The 16,315-nt window shown below is 68.5% G+C and carries 18 protein-coding genes; 11 read left to right on the top strand and 7 right to left on the bottom strand.

Annotated elements, in window-relative coordinates; translation table 11 throughout:
• Positions 1-16: 16 nt before the first annotated feature.
• The gene (locus ACP93_RS13460) at positions 17-2,143 is read right to left on the bottom strand and encodes a TonB-dependent receptor family protein (protein WP_048491189.1); all 2,127 of its coding nucleotides are present in this window, start codon (positions 2,141-2,143) and stop codon (positions 17-19) included.
• A gap of 130 nt (positions 2,144-2,273) precedes the next feature.
• Between ACP93_RS13460 and ACP93_RS13455 the strand changes: the two genes are divergently transcribed.
• From ACP93_RS13455 to ACP93_RS13420, 8 genes are all read left to right on the top strand, one after another.
• Positions 2,274-3,476, top strand: coding sequence for an amino acid aminotransferase (locus ACP93_RS13455; protein ID WP_048491188.1), 1,203 nt, complete (start codon positions 2,274-2,276; stop codon positions 3,474-3,476).
• A 169-nt stretch (positions 3,477-3,645) separates the two neighbouring features.
• Entirely contained in the window at positions 3,646-4,662 is a 1,017-nt protein-coding gene (locus ACP93_RS13450; RefSeq protein WP_048491187.1) for a class 1 fructose-bisphosphatase, read from the top strand.
• Between the two features lie 138 nt (positions 4,663-4,800).
• A complete protein-coding gene (locus ACP93_RS13445) occupies positions 4,801-5,277 on the top strand; it encodes a hypothetical protein (RefSeq protein WP_228136034.1) in 477 nt (158 codons plus the stop codon).
• Between the two features lie 212 nt (positions 5,278-5,489).
• The gene (locus ACP93_RS13440; RefSeq protein ID WP_048491185.1) at positions 5,490-5,762 is read left to right on the top strand and encodes a hypothetical protein; all 273 of its coding nucleotides are present in this window, start codon (positions 5,490-5,492) and stop codon (positions 5,760-5,762) included.
• Between the two features lie 156 nt (positions 5,763-5,918).
• On the top strand, positions 5,919-6,542 hold the full coding sequence (locus tag ACP93_RS13435) for a hypothetical protein (protein WP_048491184.1): 624 nt from the start codon (positions 5,919-5,921) through the stop codon (positions 6,540-6,542).
• A 153-nt stretch (positions 6,543-6,695) separates the two neighbouring features.
• Complete coding sequence (locus ACP93_RS13430; RefSeq protein WP_048491183.1) at positions 6,696-7,307, top strand: flavodoxin family protein; 612 nt, start codon at positions 6,696-6,698, stop codon at positions 7,305-7,307.
• Between the two features lie 135 nt (positions 7,308-7,442).
• Positions 7,443-7,712: a hypothetical protein gene (locus tag ACP93_RS13425; protein WP_131721627.1), complete on the top strand. Its 270-nt coding sequence runs from the start codon at positions 7,443-7,445 to the stop codon at positions 7,710-7,712.
• Between the two features lie 227 nt (positions 7,713-7,939).
• The gene (locus tag ACP93_RS13420) at positions 7,940-8,647 is read left to right on the top strand and encodes a 2OG-Fe(II) oxygenase (protein ID WP_048491181.1); all 708 of its coding nucleotides are present in this window, start codon (positions 7,940-7,942) and stop codon (positions 8,645-8,647) included.
• Positions 8,648-8,846: 199 nt separating this feature from the next.
• Here ACP93_RS13420 and ACP93_RS13415 read toward each other — a convergent pair whose 3' ends face one another.
• On the bottom strand, positions 8,847-9,932 hold the full coding sequence (locus tag ACP93_RS13415; RefSeq protein ID WP_048491240.1) for a PA0069 family radical SAM protein: 1,086 nt from the start codon (positions 9,930-9,932) through the stop codon (positions 8,847-8,849).
• A gap of 418 nt (positions 9,933-10,350) precedes the next feature.
• Between ACP93_RS13415 and cls the strand changes: the two genes are divergently transcribed.
• From cls to ACP93_RS13400, 3 genes are all read left to right on the top strand, one after another.
• Entirely contained in the window at positions 10,351-11,823 is a 1,473-nt protein-coding gene (gene cls, locus ACP93_RS13410; RefSeq protein WP_048491180.1) for a cardiolipin synthase, read from the top strand.
• Between the two features lie 253 nt (positions 11,824-12,076).
• Positions 12,077-12,343 carry a hypothetical protein gene (locus tag ACP93_RS13405; protein ID WP_048491179.1) on the top strand — a complete coding sequence of 89 codons (267 nt, stop codon included), beginning with the start codon at positions 12,077-12,079 and terminating at the stop codon, positions 12,341-12,343.
• A gap of 14 nt (positions 12,344-12,357) precedes the next feature.
• Positions 12,358-13,110, top strand: a complete 753-nt coding sequence (locus ACP93_RS13400; protein WP_048491178.1) for a pyridoxine 5'-phosphate synthase — start codon at positions 12,358-12,360, stop codon at positions 13,108-13,110.
• A 180-nt stretch (positions 13,111-13,290) separates the two neighbouring features.
• On the opposite strand, the gene ACP93_RS13395 is transcribed toward ACP93_RS13400, so the two are convergent.
• From ACP93_RS13395 to ACP93_RS13370, 5 genes are all read right to left on the bottom strand, one after another.
• Positions 13,291-13,704 (bottom strand): ExbD/TolR family protein, encoded by a 414-nt coding sequence (locus tag ACP93_RS13395; RefSeq protein ID WP_048491177.1) that lies wholly within the window; start codon positions 13,702-13,704, stop codon positions 13,291-13,293.
• A gap of 398 nt (positions 13,705-14,102) precedes the next feature.
• Positions 14,103-14,516 (bottom strand): ExbD/TolR family protein, encoded by a 414-nt coding sequence (locus ACP93_RS13385; RefSeq protein ID WP_026143210.1) that lies wholly within the window; start codon positions 14,514-14,516, stop codon positions 14,103-14,105.
• A gap of 3 nt (positions 14,517-14,519) precedes the next feature.
• Positions 14,520-14,945, bottom strand: a complete 426-nt coding sequence (locus ACP93_RS13380) for an ExbD/TolR family protein (RefSeq protein ID WP_010340666.1) — start codon at positions 14,943-14,945, stop codon at positions 14,520-14,522.
• Positions 14,946-14,985: 40 nt separating this feature from the next.
• Complete coding sequence (gene exbB / locus ACP93_RS13375) at positions 14,986-15,750, bottom strand: TonB-system energizer ExbB (RefSeq protein ID WP_010340667.1); 765 nt, start codon at positions 15,748-15,750, stop codon at positions 14,986-14,988.
• A 97-nt stretch (positions 15,751-15,847) separates the two neighbouring features.
• Positions 15,848-16,315, bottom strand: a 468-nt coding sequence (locus tag ACP93_RS13370; protein ID WP_048491175.1) for an energy transducer TonB, incomplete at its 5' end; no start/stop codon positions are given.

The following is a 16,315-nucleotide window of genomic DNA, read 5'->3' as shown; positions in this document are numbered from 1 at the left end:
TGGCAGCTTCTCTCGGCTAGTGCGGCATGTCCCACTGCAACCCGACCGTATAGCTGCGATCCGGGCCCGGCTCGTAGTAACGCCCATTGCCGTCGTTGACGATGACCGAGCCGATGTAGCGGCGATCGAACGCGTTGTCGATGCGCGCGAAGGTGCGCAGGGTGCCGTGCGCGGTGGTCCAGCGCCGCGCCGCTTCCAGGTTGAGCAGCGCATAGCCGGGTGCGGCCTCGCTGGCCAGGTCGTTGACCACGGTGTCGCCGGCGGCCACGCCCTCCACTGCGAACTGCCAGGCCCGCGGCTGCCACTGCCAGCGCGCGAACAGTTGCTGCTGCGGCACGCCGGGCAGACGGGTGCCGGCGGCCACCACGGCGGTGGGCGTCGCGCAGCCGCTGCTGGCACAGGTCAGGTAGGCCTGGCGCACCGTCGCCTGCAGCCAGGTGTAGGCCACCTGCAGCTGTGCGCTGTCGCCCAGCGGCAGGGTCAGGCTGGTCTCGGCGCCCTGGCGGCGGGTGCGGCCGATGTTGCGGTAGGTGCTGCGGCCGTTGGTGTTGCTGGCCACCGCAAGCTCGTCGTCGGTGCTGGCGCGGAACAGGGCCGCGTCCCAGCTGGCGCCGGCGGCGTTACGCCACTTCGCGCCCAGTTCCAGGTTCTGGCTGCGCGCGGCGGCCAGGTCCAGCGCCAGGCCGGCGCCGCCGTCGCGGCGGTAGCCCAGTTCGTTGAAGGTCGGCGTCTCGAACCCGCGCCCGGCCGAGGCGTAGAGCCGCAGGTCGTCGCTGACGCGCAGCACCAACCCGGCCACCGGCGTGGTCGCCGCATAGTCGGTGCGGCCGCTGTCGTCGGGGTTGCGGCCGACGATGTAGGCGTCGTCCGAGCGGAACCGCACCTGGCTATGGCGCAGCCCGGCCAGCAGCGACCAGCGCTCGGCGAACTGCCACCAGGCCTGGGCGAACTGGTCCACGTTCTCCACCCGGTCCTGCTGGTCGCGGCGCAGCCGGCCCTTCACCCCGAGCGTACTGCCGACGAAGTTCTCGTAGCCGGTGCGGTGCTGTTGCTGGCGGTCGGCATTGGCGCCGACGGTGAACTGGAACGGGCGGCCGCCCAGTTCGCCCTGCCAGGCCCAGCGCGCGTCGAGGCCGCCGTAGTCGCCGTCCAGGTCGATCACGCCGCCGGCGTTGAGCGGGTTGCTCTGTGCGCTCACCGGAACCGACAGGTATTGGGTGACGTCGCGGCGTCCGGCGTAGCCCATCAGCCGCCAGGTCTGCTGGTCCACCTGCTGGGTGAAGATCGCGCCGGCCTGCACCTGGCGGGTGGACTTGCGGGTATCGAACTGGCCGGCCGCGGCGGTGGCCTGGCGCGGGTCGGCCGCGGCCTGGGCGCGGCTCAGGCCCAGCGGATCCTGCGCGTCAGGCGCTTCCAGCGCGTTGAGCAGCAGCTCCAGGCGCCGCCCGGGCGCCAGGTCGATGCCGATCTTGGCGTTGAAGGTGGTGCGCTGGGCGTGGCTGTGGTCGCGGTAGCCGTCGGTGCTGAAATGGGTGGCGGCCAGGTTGTAGTGGACGTCGCCCTGCTGGCCCAGCGCCTGCGCGCTGAGGGCGGCGGTGCCGTGGCTGCCGATCGCGCTGCGCAGCCGCCACGGATCGTCCGGCTGGCCGTCGGCGCTCCACAGCTGCACCACGCCGCCGGAGGAGTTGCCGTACAGCGCCGAGAACGGGCCGCGCAGCACCTCGACGCGCTCGCTGCCGAACAGGTTGAAGTTGGACAGCTGGCCCTGGCCGTCCGGCATCGTCGCCGGGATGCCGTCCAGCAGCAGGCGCACGCCGCGCACACCGAACGCAGAGCGCGCGCCGAAGCCGCGGATCGACAGCTGGGTGTCCTGCGCATAGTTCTGGCGGTCGCGCGCGAGCAGGCCGGGCACGCCGGCCAGCGCTTCGGAGGCCTGCACGCCGAGACGGTCGCTGTCGCCCAGGCCGGTGGTGGTCAGCGACGCCGGCAGGTCGAAATCGGCCACGCCACCGACGCGGGCGGCCTGGACCTGCAGCGCGGGCAGGGTGGTGGCGGGATCCTCGCCGGGGGCGGCACGGACAAGGGAAGACAGCGCCAGAGCGCAGGCCCCGCAGAGCGGGGCGAAGGGGAGGGGAACGGACATGCGCCATCATCGCCCATGTGCCGCCGGGCCGCACCCGGCCAAGCGCGGCAGCGTTTGTTAGGATGAGGCGTTTGACCGTGCCGGCTCCGGTCCTTCCGGCCCCCACCTCCGCCACCGAACGAGTACCGCCGTGTCCTTCTTTGCAAACGTGGAACAGGTCCCAGGCGACCCGATCCTGGGCCTGACCGAGGCCTACAACGCCGACTCCCGCCCGACCAAGGTCAACCTGGGCGTGGGCATCTACTACGACGAAAACGGCCGCATCCCGCTGCTGCGCGCCGTGCAGCAGATCGAGCAGCAGCTGGCGCAGGAGGCCAAGCCGCGCGGCTACCTGCCGATCGACGGCCTGCCCGCCTACGATCTGGCCACGCAGAAGCTGCTGTTCGGCGCCGAGTCGCCGCTGCTGGCCGCCGGCCGCGTGGCCACCTCGCAGACCATTGGCGGCAGCGGCGCGCTGCGCGTGGGCGCGGACCTGCTGAAGAAGCTGCTGTCCACCTCCACCATCGCCATCAGCAACCCGAGCTGGGAGAACCACCGCGCGGTATTCGGCGCCGCCGGCTTCGACGTGGTCGAGTACACCTACTTCGACCCGGCCAGCCACGGCCTGAACTTCGACGGCATGCTCGCCGACCTGCGCGCGCTCGCACCTTGCAGCGTGGTGCTTCTGCATGCCTGCTGCCACAACCCGACCGGCGCCGACCTGAGCCAGGCGCAGTGGCGCACCGTGGCCGAGCTGCTGAAGGAACGCAACCTGTTCCCGTTCGTGGACATCGCCTACCAGGGCTTCGACAAGGGCATCGACGCCGACGCCTACGCGGTGCGCCTGCTGGCCGAGGTCGGCATCGACAACTACGTGGTCGCCAGTTCCTACTCCAAGTCGTTCTCGCTGTATGGCGAGCGCGTCGGCGCGCTGTCGGTGGTCTCGGCCAACGCCGCCGAGAGCAAGGCGGTGCAGTCGCAGGTCAAGCGCATCATCCGCACCATCTACTCCAGCCCGTCCACGCACGGCGCCGCTCTGGTCGCCGGGGTGCTCAACAGCCCGGAACTGCGCGCGATGTGGGAGCAGGAGCTGACCGAGATGCGCGAGCGCATCCACGCCCTGCGCGCCGGCATGGTGCAGAAGCTGGCCGCCCTGGGCGCGCCGGAGTTCGGCTTCATCCAGCAGCAGGCCGGCATGTTCTCCTACTCGGGCCTGAGCAAGGTGCAGGTGGATCGGCTGCGCGAGGAGTTCGGCATCTACGCGGTCGGCACCGGCCGCATCTGCGTGGCCGCGCTGAGCCAGAACAACCTGGACTACGTGACCCAGGCCGTGGCGACCGTGCACAAGGGCTGAGCCCCCGCGGTCCTGCCCCGAAGCCGGAAGTGCCTGCGCTTCCGGCTTTTTTGTGCCTCTCTGGCGGCTGCGTCTGCGCGCACCGCGCGTTCGCGGAACACGGCTGATCGAAATCTGCCGCGCAACCCGCGACAATGGCGGCCCCTTCTCACGCAAGGCCGTCCTGCCCATGTCGCGAACGTCGCTGACCCGCTTCCTGATCGAAGAACAGCATGCCGGGCGTATCGGCCCGGAACTGCGCCAGCTCATCACGATCGTGTCCCGCGCCTGCAAGCGCATCTCCATCGCGGTCAGCAAGGGCGCCCTGGGCGGCGTGCTCGGCGATGCCGGCACCGGCAACGTGCAGGGCGAAGCGCAGAAGAAGCTGGACGTGCTCAGCAACGACATCCTGCTCGAAGCCAACGCCTGGGGCGGCCACCTCGCCGCCTGCGCCTCCGAAGAGATGGACCACTGCCAGCCGGTGCCCGACAAGTACCCCAGCGGCGATTTCCTGCTGCTGTTCGATCCGCTGGACGGCAGCTCCAACATCGACGTCAACGTCTCGGTCGGCACCATCTTCTCGGTGCTGCGCGCGCCGCCGGGCACCGACAAGCCCGGCGACGAGCATTTCCTGCAGCCGGGCACCGCGCAGGTCGCGGCCGGCTACTGCATCTACGGCCCCAGCACGATGCTGGTGCTGACCCTGGGCCACGGGACCCACGCCTTCACCCTGGAGCGCGAGGAGGGCAGCTTCCTGCTGACCCAGGCCGACATGCGCGTTCCCGAGGACACCGCCGAGTTCGCGATCAACATGTCCAACCAGCGGCACTGGGAGGCGCCGATGCAGCAGTACGTGGCCGACCTGCTGGCCGGCAGCGAAGGCGTGCGCGGCAAGAACTTCAACATGCGCTGGATCGCCAGCATGGTCGCCGACGTGCACCGCATCCTCACCCGCGGCGGCATCTTCATCTACCCGTGGGACAAGAAGGACCCGGGCAAGGCCGGCAAGCTGCGGCTGATGTACGAAGCCAACCCGATGGGCATGCTGGTGGAGCAGGCCGGCGGCGCCGCCAGCACCGGCCGCGCGCGCATCCTCGGCCTGCAGCCGGAACAACTGCACCAGCGCGTGCCGGTGTTCCTGGGCTCGAAGAACGAAGTGGCCGAGGCCGTGCGGTATCACCTGGAGCACGACGCCCGTCCTCAATGAGCGTTTCCCATGCAAACGGGCGGCCAGATGGCGGTCTGCCGATAGCGATTGCCATTGACGCTGTCGTATAGTCCCAGGCGAAGCGGCTCGACGTAGATGGCCGGCTGTCTGCACAGGGGTGTTGTTGCAGGCGCCACGATGAAAGCGGGGATCTTTATTGCTCATATCACCCGCGTTGGCCTGGTGCCGACGTGGGCATGTCGATGGCTGTGTTTCATCGCAGGATGTCCCGTCGCCGATACCGTATCGGTAGTGGATGGACGCAACGGTTTTAGCTCAGGGGGAAACGCAATGAAAGTCGTACTTGGAATGCTGTTGCTGCTTGTCTGCGGAAGCGCGCTTGCCGACACCGCGCAACAAGGGAAGATCATCCGGTTCGTGGTCGAAGGCAATTACGCCTCCATCTGGCTGGAGAACCAGCCGACCAACAATGAGTGCCCGGCGGACGGACGATGGGTCATCGATTTTTCGGTGGACTCGATCGCGAAGGAAAAGTATTCCGCCATCCTCGCCGCGGCGAGTACGCGGACTCCGGTCGTCCTGCACTACGCCACCAGCGAAGGCTGCAGTGCGTTCGGCGCCAAGCGGGTTCAGTACGTCGATCTTTCGTACTGACCCGCAACTTGGGTGCGGGCGGCTGGGCGCGTATGACCAGCCGCGCCCGAAGACCACAGGGCGTGTGGGAGGCACGTCACGGCCGCTTGCGCAACGGCCGTGGCGCGGCGGCGCGACTGCGGTAGGGTAGCGGCAGTCCGGCGGCATGCGCGGAGTGCGCTGATCGCTGACGGTCGTCGCGTACACCTGGTCGTACCGGGCGGGAGCAACCCATGAACCAGACCCTCGTCGTGCTGTTCTTCTTCGCCACCGCACCGGTCGCGCTGATGCCCACCGTCATCGCCCTGTTCACCCGCCACCGCTGGCGGCGGCGGATCGTGCTGGTCAACCTGGCACTGTGGACGCTGCTGTTCTTCGCCGCCAGGAGCTTCACCTTGTACAACTCCAGCCACTTCGAGCTACCGACCCTGCTGGCGCTGGCAGTGTGGCTGGCCCTGCTCGGCATCGCGATCCGCGGCAATTCGGCGCCATCGGACAGACCCTAGCCGGCGCCTAGCGCACGCCAGGGTGTCGTCTTGCACGATGGGCCTTGTGCAGCAGCGGTCACTCGGATCCATGTGTCGGCGAGAGTAGACAAATCGCTGTCTTGCGGTACCACAGCCACGCACGGCGCTTAGCATCCAGCGCACAGTCGAACGCGAATGAAGCACTACATGGATGGTCCATCTCAGTTTCAGTCCAACCTTTCGCAAAGCGCGTCCGATTTCCAGACACGGGTGTGGCCGCTCATCGCCGCACATCCACGTATCGGCGGTGGCGATCTACACCTGGTCGAGGCAAACGTGGACACGGCGCTGGCGCTTGATATGGACACATTGGCCGGCATCGATGCGTGGCAGGTGGTAGGCAACCGTATTGGCATGCGCAGCATCGCCAGCCGTGTCCAATGGGGGCAGGATCGCCGGACCTTTTCGATCCGCTACCGGAAGCCCAGCGGTGCCGGAACGGAATACGAAAAGCGTCTTGCGGCGATCAAGCAGCCCGAACTCGGTCTGAGCTACCCGCATCTGACAGTGCAGGCGTTCCTGGACACACGCGGCGGACGCGTGTTCAGCGTCGCCGCGATCACTACCCAGCACCTGATCCTCCAGGCCGAGAAGCTGCTCGACTGGGGGCGAATGGTCGATGGTACGGACAGACGCTTCGGACTACGGCGCCTGCAGGACGGCACCGAGTTTCTGTACATGAGTTGGGACTATCTCCAGTACACCGAACTCGCCCAGCATCTGACCATCTTCGAAGCACAAGAGACAGCCGCCGGCTGATCGGTTGTCCGGTCGGAGGTGTGACGCTGTGCAGCGTGCCAGCGGTGGCGAAAGCTCCAGTCGCAAGCGTCCACTCACGGACCTTGCACGCCATCGAGACGCTTAGGCTACCGTCGATGTTCAAGAGTCACGGCTTTCAAGTGGAGTCGGACCATGTCCCTGCGCGCCTTCGGCCTGAATTGCACGCTCAAGCGCGGCACCGCGCCCTCGTCCACCCAGCGGCTGCTCGACCAGGTGTTGCAGGCATTGGCCGCGCACGGCGTGCAGGGCGATTCGGCGCGCGTGGCCGACTTCGACGTGCATCCTGGCGTCAGCGCGGACGAAGGCGAGGGCGATGCCTGGCCGCAGCTGCGCCAGCGCGTGCTGGACGCGGACATCTTCGTGCTGGCCACACCGATCTGGGTGGGCCATCCGTCGAGCCTGGCGCAACGCGTGCTGGAGCGCATGGACGCGTTTCTCGGCGAAATCGGCGACGACGGCATCTATCCCACCTTCAACCGCGTGGCCATGGTCGCGGTGGTGGGCAACGAAGACGGCGCGCACAAGGTGAGCGCCGATCTGTACCAGGGGCTGACGGACTTCGGTTTCAGCGTCGCCGCCGGCAGCCCGCCGTACTGGGTCGGCGAGGCGATGGGCAGCACCGACTACCAGGACCTGAAACAGACACCGAAGGTCCTGGCCGACACCATCAGGACCGCCGCCAGCAACGCCGCGCATCTGGCGCGCCTGCTCAAGGCGAATCCGTACCCGCCGCCGCTGGCGTGATGGCGACGGCCGCGACGCTGAGGCGGCGGTGGGAACAACACCATCGTCTATCATGGATGACGGCCGCGGTCGCTGCCGCACGGCTTCCCACGCCGCAGGGCGGGCGCCGTGGTCACACCGGCAGAGGAAAGACACGTGGCTGGAAAGTTCCTGCAGCGCAGCGCAATCATCGACGTCGTCAAGCGCGGCGAGTGCGCCAACGCGCGACAGAAGCGGCTTGGGCTGACGCAGCATCCGCTACGCTTCACCCCGTGTGGCTGTTCCGATCCCGGCTGCGGCGGTTTCTACACCGTCGATACCCGGAGCACGCTGCCGACCAGCGCGGACTGCACGGCGGCGCTCCGTGCGGACAATCAACGGCGCAAGGCGCGCAAACGCGCCAGCGGCGCTGACCGCACGGAATGACCTTGCGGCGGCCGCGGCTCGCCAGCCGCCTGCCCGAGATAGCGTCGTCGGAAGGGCTGAGGTTCGCCGGCACCGCGCGCTCCAATGCGCCGCCACCAAGCCATCCACCAGCGGACGCCGCGGCAGCCCAAGCGTCGTCGCAGCGCATGGCTGAGCCATCCGCGGCCGGCAGCGTCCCGGCGCCGTCCGTAGCTGCGGTGCCAGAGAATCACTGGTAAGGTCGCGCGATGTCCGACACGCATCCCGATTTCATCGAAGTGTTCGAGGGCGCCATGTCCCGCGAGGACTGCGCCGTCATCCTGCGCCGCCTGCGCGGCAGCACCCAGTTGCGGCCGGGCGAGGTCGGCAGCGGCGTGTTTCCCGAGCTCAAGCGCAGCCGCGACCTGCGCATCAGCGGCCTGGAGGCCTGGAGCGACGTGGAACAGCGGCTGCAGCAGGCGGTGTTCGGCGGGCTGCTGGGCTACCTGCGCAAGTACCCACAGACCCTGATCTCGCCGCTGATGCTGCAGGTACCGGGCGCCGACGGCCAGCCGCATCGGCTCGGCGCCGACGACTTCACCCTGCTCGACGACGCCGCGCTGTCCAACCTGGCGCGCACCTGCCTGCGCCCGGGCGCGATCAACCTGCAGTGGTACGAAGCGGGCGAGGGCGGCTATCCGTACTGGCACTGCGAACTGTACCCGCGCGATCCGAGCGCCGAGACCCTGCACCGGCACCTGCTGTGGACCCTGTACCTCAACGACGATTTCGAAGAGGGCGAGACCGAGTTCCTGTTCCAGCGCCGCAAGATCGCCCCGCGCGCCGGCAGCCTGCTGATCGCCCCCACCGCCTTCACCCACACCCACCGCGGCAACCGCCCGCAGCGCGGCGACAAGTTCATCGCGACGAGCTGGATCTTGTTCCAGTCGGCGCAGGCGCTGTACGGCAGGGAGTAGGGATTCGGGATTGGGGATTCGTCAAAAAGCAGGGATTGGGGATTGGGGATTGGAGATTCGTAAAAAGCTGCTTTCTTGGCAGCTGGATTTCAGTGGCTGCGTCGGGCCGCAGCGCCGCGCCGCTCTTGCGAATCCCCAATCCCTAATCCCGAATCCCTGCCCCCTTACGAATCCCCAATCCCCAATCCCGAATCACCGCTCAAAACAGCACGCCCTGTGGCGACGGCGGGCGCGGCGGCTGCGGTTTGACGAAGTGGCTGCAGTCCAAGCGGCGGCGCGGGGACTCGGTATAGCCCAGTCGTTTGTGCGCCAGCGCGAAGCGCCGTGCCAGCAGGTCGGCATAGACCCCTTCGCCGCGCATGCGCTTGCCGAAGGTGCTGTCGTAGTCCTTGCCGCCGCGCAGTTGCTGCACGGTGCTCATCACGTGCGCGGCGCGGTCGGGGTGGTGCGCCTGCAGCCAGTCGCGGAACAGCGGCGCCACCTCGTGCGGCAGGCGCAGCAGCACGTAGCCGGCGGACTCGGCGCCGGATTCGCGGGCCGCTTCCAACACCGCTTCCAGCGCGTGGTCGTTGATCCACGGGATCACCGGCGCCACCATCACTCCGACCGGCACCCCGGCCGCGTGCAGGGTGCGCATCGCCCGCAGCCGCGCGTGCGGCGCCGAGGCGCGCGGCTCCAGCCTGGCCGACAGCCGCGGATCCAGCGACGTCACCGAGAAATGCACGCTGACCAGGTTGTCGCGGGCCAGCGGCGCCAGCAGATCCAGGTCGCGTTCGACCAGCGCGTTCTTGGTGATCAGCGAGAACGGGTGGCGGGTCTCGGCGAAGACCTCGATCAGGCGGCGGGTCAGCTGCAGCTTGCGCTCGATCGGCTGGTAGGCGTCGGTGTTGATGCCCAGCGCGATCGGACTGGGCACGTAGCCGGGCTTGGCCAGCTCTCGGCGCAGCAGCTCCGGCGCATTGGTCTTGGCGAACAGCCGCGTCTCGAAGTCCAGCCCCGGCGACAGGTTCAGATAAGCGTGGCTGGGGCGGGCGAAGCAGTAGCTGCAGCCGTGCTCGCAGCCGCGGTACGGGTTGACCGACTGCGCGAAGCCCACGTCCGGCGACTGGTTGCGACTGATGATGCTGCGCGCGGTCTCTTCGCTCACCTGGGTGCGCAGGCGCGGGGCGGCGAATTCCTCGCTGTCGTCGGGATGCCAGCCGTCGTCCTCGGCCTGGCTGACGGTCCGCTCGAAGCGGCCCGGCAGGTGGCTGCCGGCGCCGCGGCCCTTGATGGCAGTGCTCATCAGCATAGGCTACGCGCCGGCCGTCTCGGCGGATGCGACGCTACCCGCCGGTGCGCTGAATCTTTCAGGCCGACGCAGGCGACATGCTCACCGCCGCACCTGGTGGACGCATCGGACACCGGCAGCACAGCAGGTCGACACTCCACGGCGGCCCAGCCGCAGCCGCGCAGTGCTTGCCGACGCCTCATTTGGCCGGACCGGGACGTCGTCGCCAGCGCATGCGAATGCCGACGCCTTGGCGTCATGCGACTGCCGCGGACACGTGTCATACCCACGCAGTGCGGCGCCGGTTCGCAGAGCAGGGTGGCCGCCGGGCCGGCAAGACAGACAGCAGTCACGCGCGATCCGGCCGGCCGCCAAAGTGCCAGGCCGGCATCGCCTTCGCCGCAACACGCGCGCCACCCTCTAGAATCCGCCGATGCTCGTGATCGCGACTCTGCAGAACACCTGGGACCGGCTGACCGGCATCCCGCACATCGGCGCCTACGTCACCGCCGCCTACCTGCTGTACATCCTGTGGCTGAGCAGTTGGATCGTGCTGCAGAAGCGCGAGCCGGCGGCGACGCTGAGCTGGGTGCTGTCGCTGGCCGCCTTGCCCTACCTGGGCTTCGTCATCTATTACCTGCTGGGCCCGCAGAAGGTGAAGCGGCAGCGCCTGCGCCGCGGCCGCTCGCGCTCGGGCATGGAGCACTACAGCAGCGTGTGCCCGCCGGACGCCGACTGCACGGAACTGGCCAAGATCGCCCAGGCCACCACCGGCCTGGCGCCGAGCTCGGCCACCGCGGTGCAGTGGCTGGTCGACGGCGCGGCCACCTACGAGGCGATCGTGCGCGACATCGGCGCCGCGCAGCACCACGTGCACCTGGAGTACTACATCTTCAATCCGGACCGCACCGGCACGCGCATCCGCGACGCGCTGGTCGAGCGCGCCCGCGCCGGCGTGCGGGTGCGCCTGCTGCTGGATGCGGTCGGCTCCTCGCAGGTGCGCAAGCGCTTCCTGCGGCCGCTGCTGGACGCCGGTGCCGAGGTGGCCTGGTTCCATCCCACGCAGCTGCTGCGGCCGTTCAAGTTCAAGCGACCCTGGGTCAACCTGCGCACCCACCGCAAGATCGTGGTGATCGACGGCCGCATTGCCTTCACCGGTGGCATCAATGTCACCGACGAGGAGAACGAGGCGTTGCGCGCCGACGCCTACCGCGACCTGCACCTGCGCTGCGAGGGCCACGTGGTGCGCAGCCTGCAGCTGGTGTTCGTGGAGGACTGGCTGTACGCCACCCGGCAGGGCCGCGACGCCTTCGACATGGCGCGGATCTGGCCCAGCGACATGCCCAGCCGTGACGCCGGCACGATCCAGGCGCAGGTGCTGGTGTCGGGCCCGGATTCGTCGTGGGAGAGCATCCATCGGCTGCAGGTCGCATCGATCTACGAGGCACAGCGGCGGGTGTGGCTGGTCACGCCGTACTTCGTGCCCGGCGAGGCCGCGCGCATGGCGCTGACCTCGGCGGCGCTGGGCGGACTGGACGTGCGCCTGCTGGTGCCCAAGCGCAGCGACTCGCGGCTGGTGACGCTGGCGGCGCGCTCGTACTTCGACGAACTGCTGCAGGCCGGCGTGCGGATCTACGAGTACGGCCCGCGCATGCTGCACACCAAGGCGCTGATCACCGACGAGGACCTGTGTCTGGTCGGCAGCGCCAACTTCGACAATCGCAGTTTCCGGCTCAATTTCGAGGTCGCCACGCTGTTCCGCGACCGCGGGCTGACCAAGCAGCTGGCCGAACTGCTGGAAGGCGAGATGGCCGACGCGGTGCGCGTGCGCGACGACCGCAAGCGCTCGCTGTGGCGCTACCGGCTGCCCGAGGCGGTGGCGCGGCTGACCTCGCCGCTGCTGTAGCGCATCTCCGACAACGCGCTTTGCCATGGCTCAACCGGACACAGCGGCACCCTCGTGGGAGCGGCTTCGGCCGCGACGGGAAGTCCCCGGTAACGCCCCTCGCGACTGAAGCCGCTCCTGCAGTGGGGCTTGCGTCGTGATTGGAGGTGCCCTTGGTCGCGGCGCCCCGCCAGCCGGACCTGGGCCGGCCGCGCACCACGTGGAACCTGCATGCCCGGCGGCGCTACACTGCGCCATCCTTGGGGAGATCGTCATGTACTGGCTCTTTCTGCCGCTCGCGCTGGGTGCTTTCGTTCTGGCGTTCACGACGCCGCACATGTGGTTGCTGGTGGTGAGCCTGCTGGCCGCGCTGGCGTTCCTGCTGGGCTGGGCGCGCGGCTGGTACGTGGCCAAGATCGGCGACGCCAGCCAGCGCGACGCGATGCCGATGATCGACCCGGCCGAACTGCGCCGCCTGCGCGAGCAGGCCGAGGCGCGCCGCGCCGCGGCCGCCGCCAGCGACGACGCCGCGGCGCCGTAACCGGTACACCGGCGATGACCAAGCTCAGCGTCAACGTCAACAAGATCGCGGTGCTGCGCAATTCGCGCGGCGGCGACCTGCCCAGCGTGCTCGAGGCCGCGCGCGCCTGTCTGGACGCCGGCGCGCACGGCATCACCGTGCACCCGCGACCGGACCGGCGCCACATCCATGCCGAGGACGTGCTGGCGCTGTCCGTGCTCACCCGCGACCGCGGCGTCGAATTCAACATCGAAGGCAATCCGTTCGCGCCGCCGCGGCCCGGCTATCCGGGGCTGATCGCGCTGTGCGCGCAGACCAGCCCGGCGCAAGCCACGCTGGTGCCCGACGGCGACGGCCAACTCACCTCCGACCATGGCTTCGATTTCGGCCGCGACAGCGACCGCCTGCGACCGCTGATCGCCGAGCTGAAGGCGCTGGGCTGCCGGGTCAGCCTGTTCGTCGATGCCGACAATCCCGACCTGGCGGTGGCGGCCGAACTGGGCGCCGACCGCATCGAGCTTTACACCGGCCCCTATGCCGCCGCATGGGACGAGGGCGACAGCGCCGCGGCGGCGCCGTTCGCCGCCGCCGCACGCCGTGCGCAGGCGGCCGGACTGGGGGTCAACGCCGGCCACGACCTCGCCCAGGCCAACCTCGGCGCGTTCCTGGCGAACGTGCCGCAGGTGCTGGAGGTCTCGATCGGCCACGCCTTGATCGGCGAGGCGCTGTACGCCGGGCTTGACGCCACGGTGAAGGCGTATCTGGCGGTGCTGGCGGCGAACCGGTAGCCGCCGGACCCTGGCTTCGCTGCCCTGAGCGCGGCCGCACGGGGCGATCGCAACACAAGGTCCGCGATTCACGTGCTTCGAGGTGCGGCAGGGAAGCGGCAGGGAAGCGGCCAGAGCGTGCCAAGCACGCCACCGCACGCGCGCCAGCATCGCTGCTGACGCGCGTTACCGTATCGCTCGCTAGTGCGCCTGCACGAAGCCGATGCGCTTGACGTCGGCGTTCTTCGCGGCCGCCAGCACCTTGGCCATCGACGCGTATTCCGCATCCGGGCTGGCATCGATGCGCAGCTCGGGCGGATTGCCGGCGGCTTGCGCCATGGCCTCCTGCAGACGCGGCTGCAGATTGCGTAAGGGCAGCGGCGCGGCGTTCCAGAACAACTGGCCGCTGGCATCCAGGCGCAACTGGATCGGGTCGGGCGGCGGCAAAGGCGTGGATGGCGCCGACGTTCGTTGCGGCAGGTCCATGGTGATCGTGCGCGTCAGCATCGGCGCGGTGACGATGAAGATGATCAACAGCACCAGCATCACATCGACCAGCGGGGTGACATTGATCTCCGCCAGCGGTCCTCGATTCCCTGCAGCACTGAACGCCATGGCCAGCCTCCTGTGGGTGTGGTGTCGCGTCACCAGCCTACACCCGCAACGCAGCGGTGTGCGAGGGGCCGCGAGGGGCGACGTGGCCCGGGCGGAGAACGGTCACCATCGACAGGCCGGGCACGAACTCGGCCACCGCCAGCACGCGCGCACGCCCCAGCGCGTAGAGGCGCTCGGTGCGCTTCTCGGCCGCTTGGGCCGAGAGGCAGCCGAGCGCGAAGCGCGTCCAGCGCGGCAGGCGGCGCGCCCTGCGACGCGCTCGGCCGCAGGCCGACGCCGGCGGAACGGGCAGGGCAGTCGGACCCCCGCCACGCGCATAAAAAAACGCCACCGTTGCCGGTGGCGTTTGCAGTCGCGTCATGACTGAGGTGTTGCGGTGAAGCGAATTGCGGTGAAGCTTATTGCTGCACGAAGCCGATCTTCTTCATGTCCGAGTTCTTGGCGGCGGCCAGCACCTTGGCCATCACTTCGTACTCGGAATCCGGATTGGCATCGATGCGCAGTTCCGGCTGGTTGGTCGGATCGCGCTGGACTTCGTTTTCCATCATCTGCGGGAGCGCAGTCACCGCCACCGGGCTGTTGTTCCAGAACACCTGGTTCGACGCATCGATCCGCAGATCGATCGGCGGCGGCGGATCGCGCAACTGCGGCGGCGGGTTGATGACCCGCTGCGGCAGATCCACGTCGATCGGGTACGTCATGATCGGCGCGGTCACGATGAAGATGATCAACAGCACCAGCATCACGTCGACCAGCGGCGTGACGTTGATGTCGGCCATGGGACCACGGCCGCCTCCTGAGCTGAACGCCATGGCTCAGTTCCCCTTCTCTTTGGTCGCAACGAAGCCGACGTCCAGCATGCCCTGACTCTGCGCGATCTTGGTGATCTCGTTGATCGTGCGCATCTTGGTGGTGCGGTCGCCACGCAGGTTGAGCGGCGGCTGCGGGGTCTGCTGTGCAGCGGTCGAGAAGCGCGACTCCAGGGCTTCCTTGGAGATCGGCTCATCGTTCCAGTACAGCGACCCGTCTTCCTTGACCGCCAGCGTGATCGGATTCGAACGCTTGTCGTCCTTGTCCGGATCCTGCTTCAAGTTGGCTTGGGGCAGTTCCACCTTGACCTTGTGGGACATCAGCGGTGCCGTGATGATGAAGATGATCAGCAGCACCAGCATCACGTCCACGAGGGGCGTGACGTTGATGTCGGCCATGGGGCCGCCGCTGTTACCACTACTGAAAGCCATAACGGGCTCCGTTAACGTTGCGTGGACGACTTAGCCGGGATCAGCGAACGCGCGAACCGGTGGCGAAGAAGTCGTGCAGGTCGTGAGCGAAGGTGTCGAACTTGGCGATCACCGAGCTGTTGACCTTGCTGAAGAAGTTGAAGGCGAACACGGCCGGGATCGCGACGAACAGACCGATCGCGGTCATGATCAGCGCTTCACCGACCGGGCCGGCCACGGCGTCGATCGAGGCGGATCCGGTGGCACCGATCTTGATCAGCGCGCCGTAGATGCCCCACACGGTACCGAGCAGACCGACGAACGGCGCGGTCGCACCGACGGTCGCCAGCAGGGTCATGCCCGACTGCAGCTTGGTGCTTTCGCGGGTCACGGCCTGACGCAGGGCGCGGTCGACGAACTCCGAACGGCTCAGGGTCTCGCCCAGGCCGGTGCCGGTGCCGGCTTCGGCACGCTGGTGGTGCGCAGCGGCCTGCGCGGCGTCCAGGGCGATCTTCGAGAACGGCTCGGAGGCCGGCTGCTCTTCCATCGCACGGATGGCGTCCTGGGCATTCGGGGTGTCCCAGAACAGGCTGGTGACGCGGTCGGCCTGGCTCTTCAGGCGGGTGGCGCGGAAGATGTTGATGATCGTCCAGTACCAGGACGAGGCGGACATGATGATCAGGGTGATGAGCACCACCCAGGAGACGGCGAAGTCACCCGGCTTGGAGGTCATTTCGGTGATCAGGTGCTCGAAGCCCATCTGCGACAGGGCGTTCGATGCGTTGTTGCCCCCCGCAGCAGCGGCGATGAAAATTTCCTGCAGCATGACGCTTACCTTTGTTGTGTGTGGTGGTGATGAGGGTGGTGCAAAGAGTAGACAGGGCTTGCGGACCGGCGGTGCGCCGGTCCGCGCAACCTTTGTATCAGTTCAGCGCGAAGTTGACCGGGACGCGGACGCGGCCTGCGGTCTTCTGTCCATTGACGACAGCGGCATTGAACCGCCACTTGCGCGCTGCTTCCATGGCGGCGCGGTCCAGGTCGCGGTTGCGGCTGGATTTCTCGACGGCAACGTTCGTGACGTTACCACTGGCGTCGACGTCGATGATCAGGATCACCTCACCCTGCGCGCCCGACCGGAATGCAGCCGGCGGGTACTTCGGCGGGTTCATGTTCTTCGACGAGATATCGACGCTAGCGCTGATGTCGGAGGGCGCGGCCGGCGGCGCAGGCGGCGACGGCGGGGTGGCCACGTCGTTCGGGCGCGGCTCCGGCACGTCGATCACCGGGGCTTCCGGCGGCGGCGGCAGCGGGGTCGGCTTCGGCGGCGCCAGGTTCTTCACCGGCGGCGGCGGCGTTTCCGGCGGCTTCGGCGGCGGCGGCGGCGGCGGGGG

It is taken from the genome of Xanthomonas sp. NCPPB 1128 (assembly GCF_001043115.1).
In the GTDB taxonomy this organism is placed as follows: domain Bacteria; phylum Pseudomonadota; class Gammaproteobacteria; order Xanthomonadales; family Xanthomonadaceae; genus Xanthomonas_A.
Note: the sequence above shows the minus strand (reverse complement) of the source record. Positions and strands in the feature narration are given on the sequence as shown.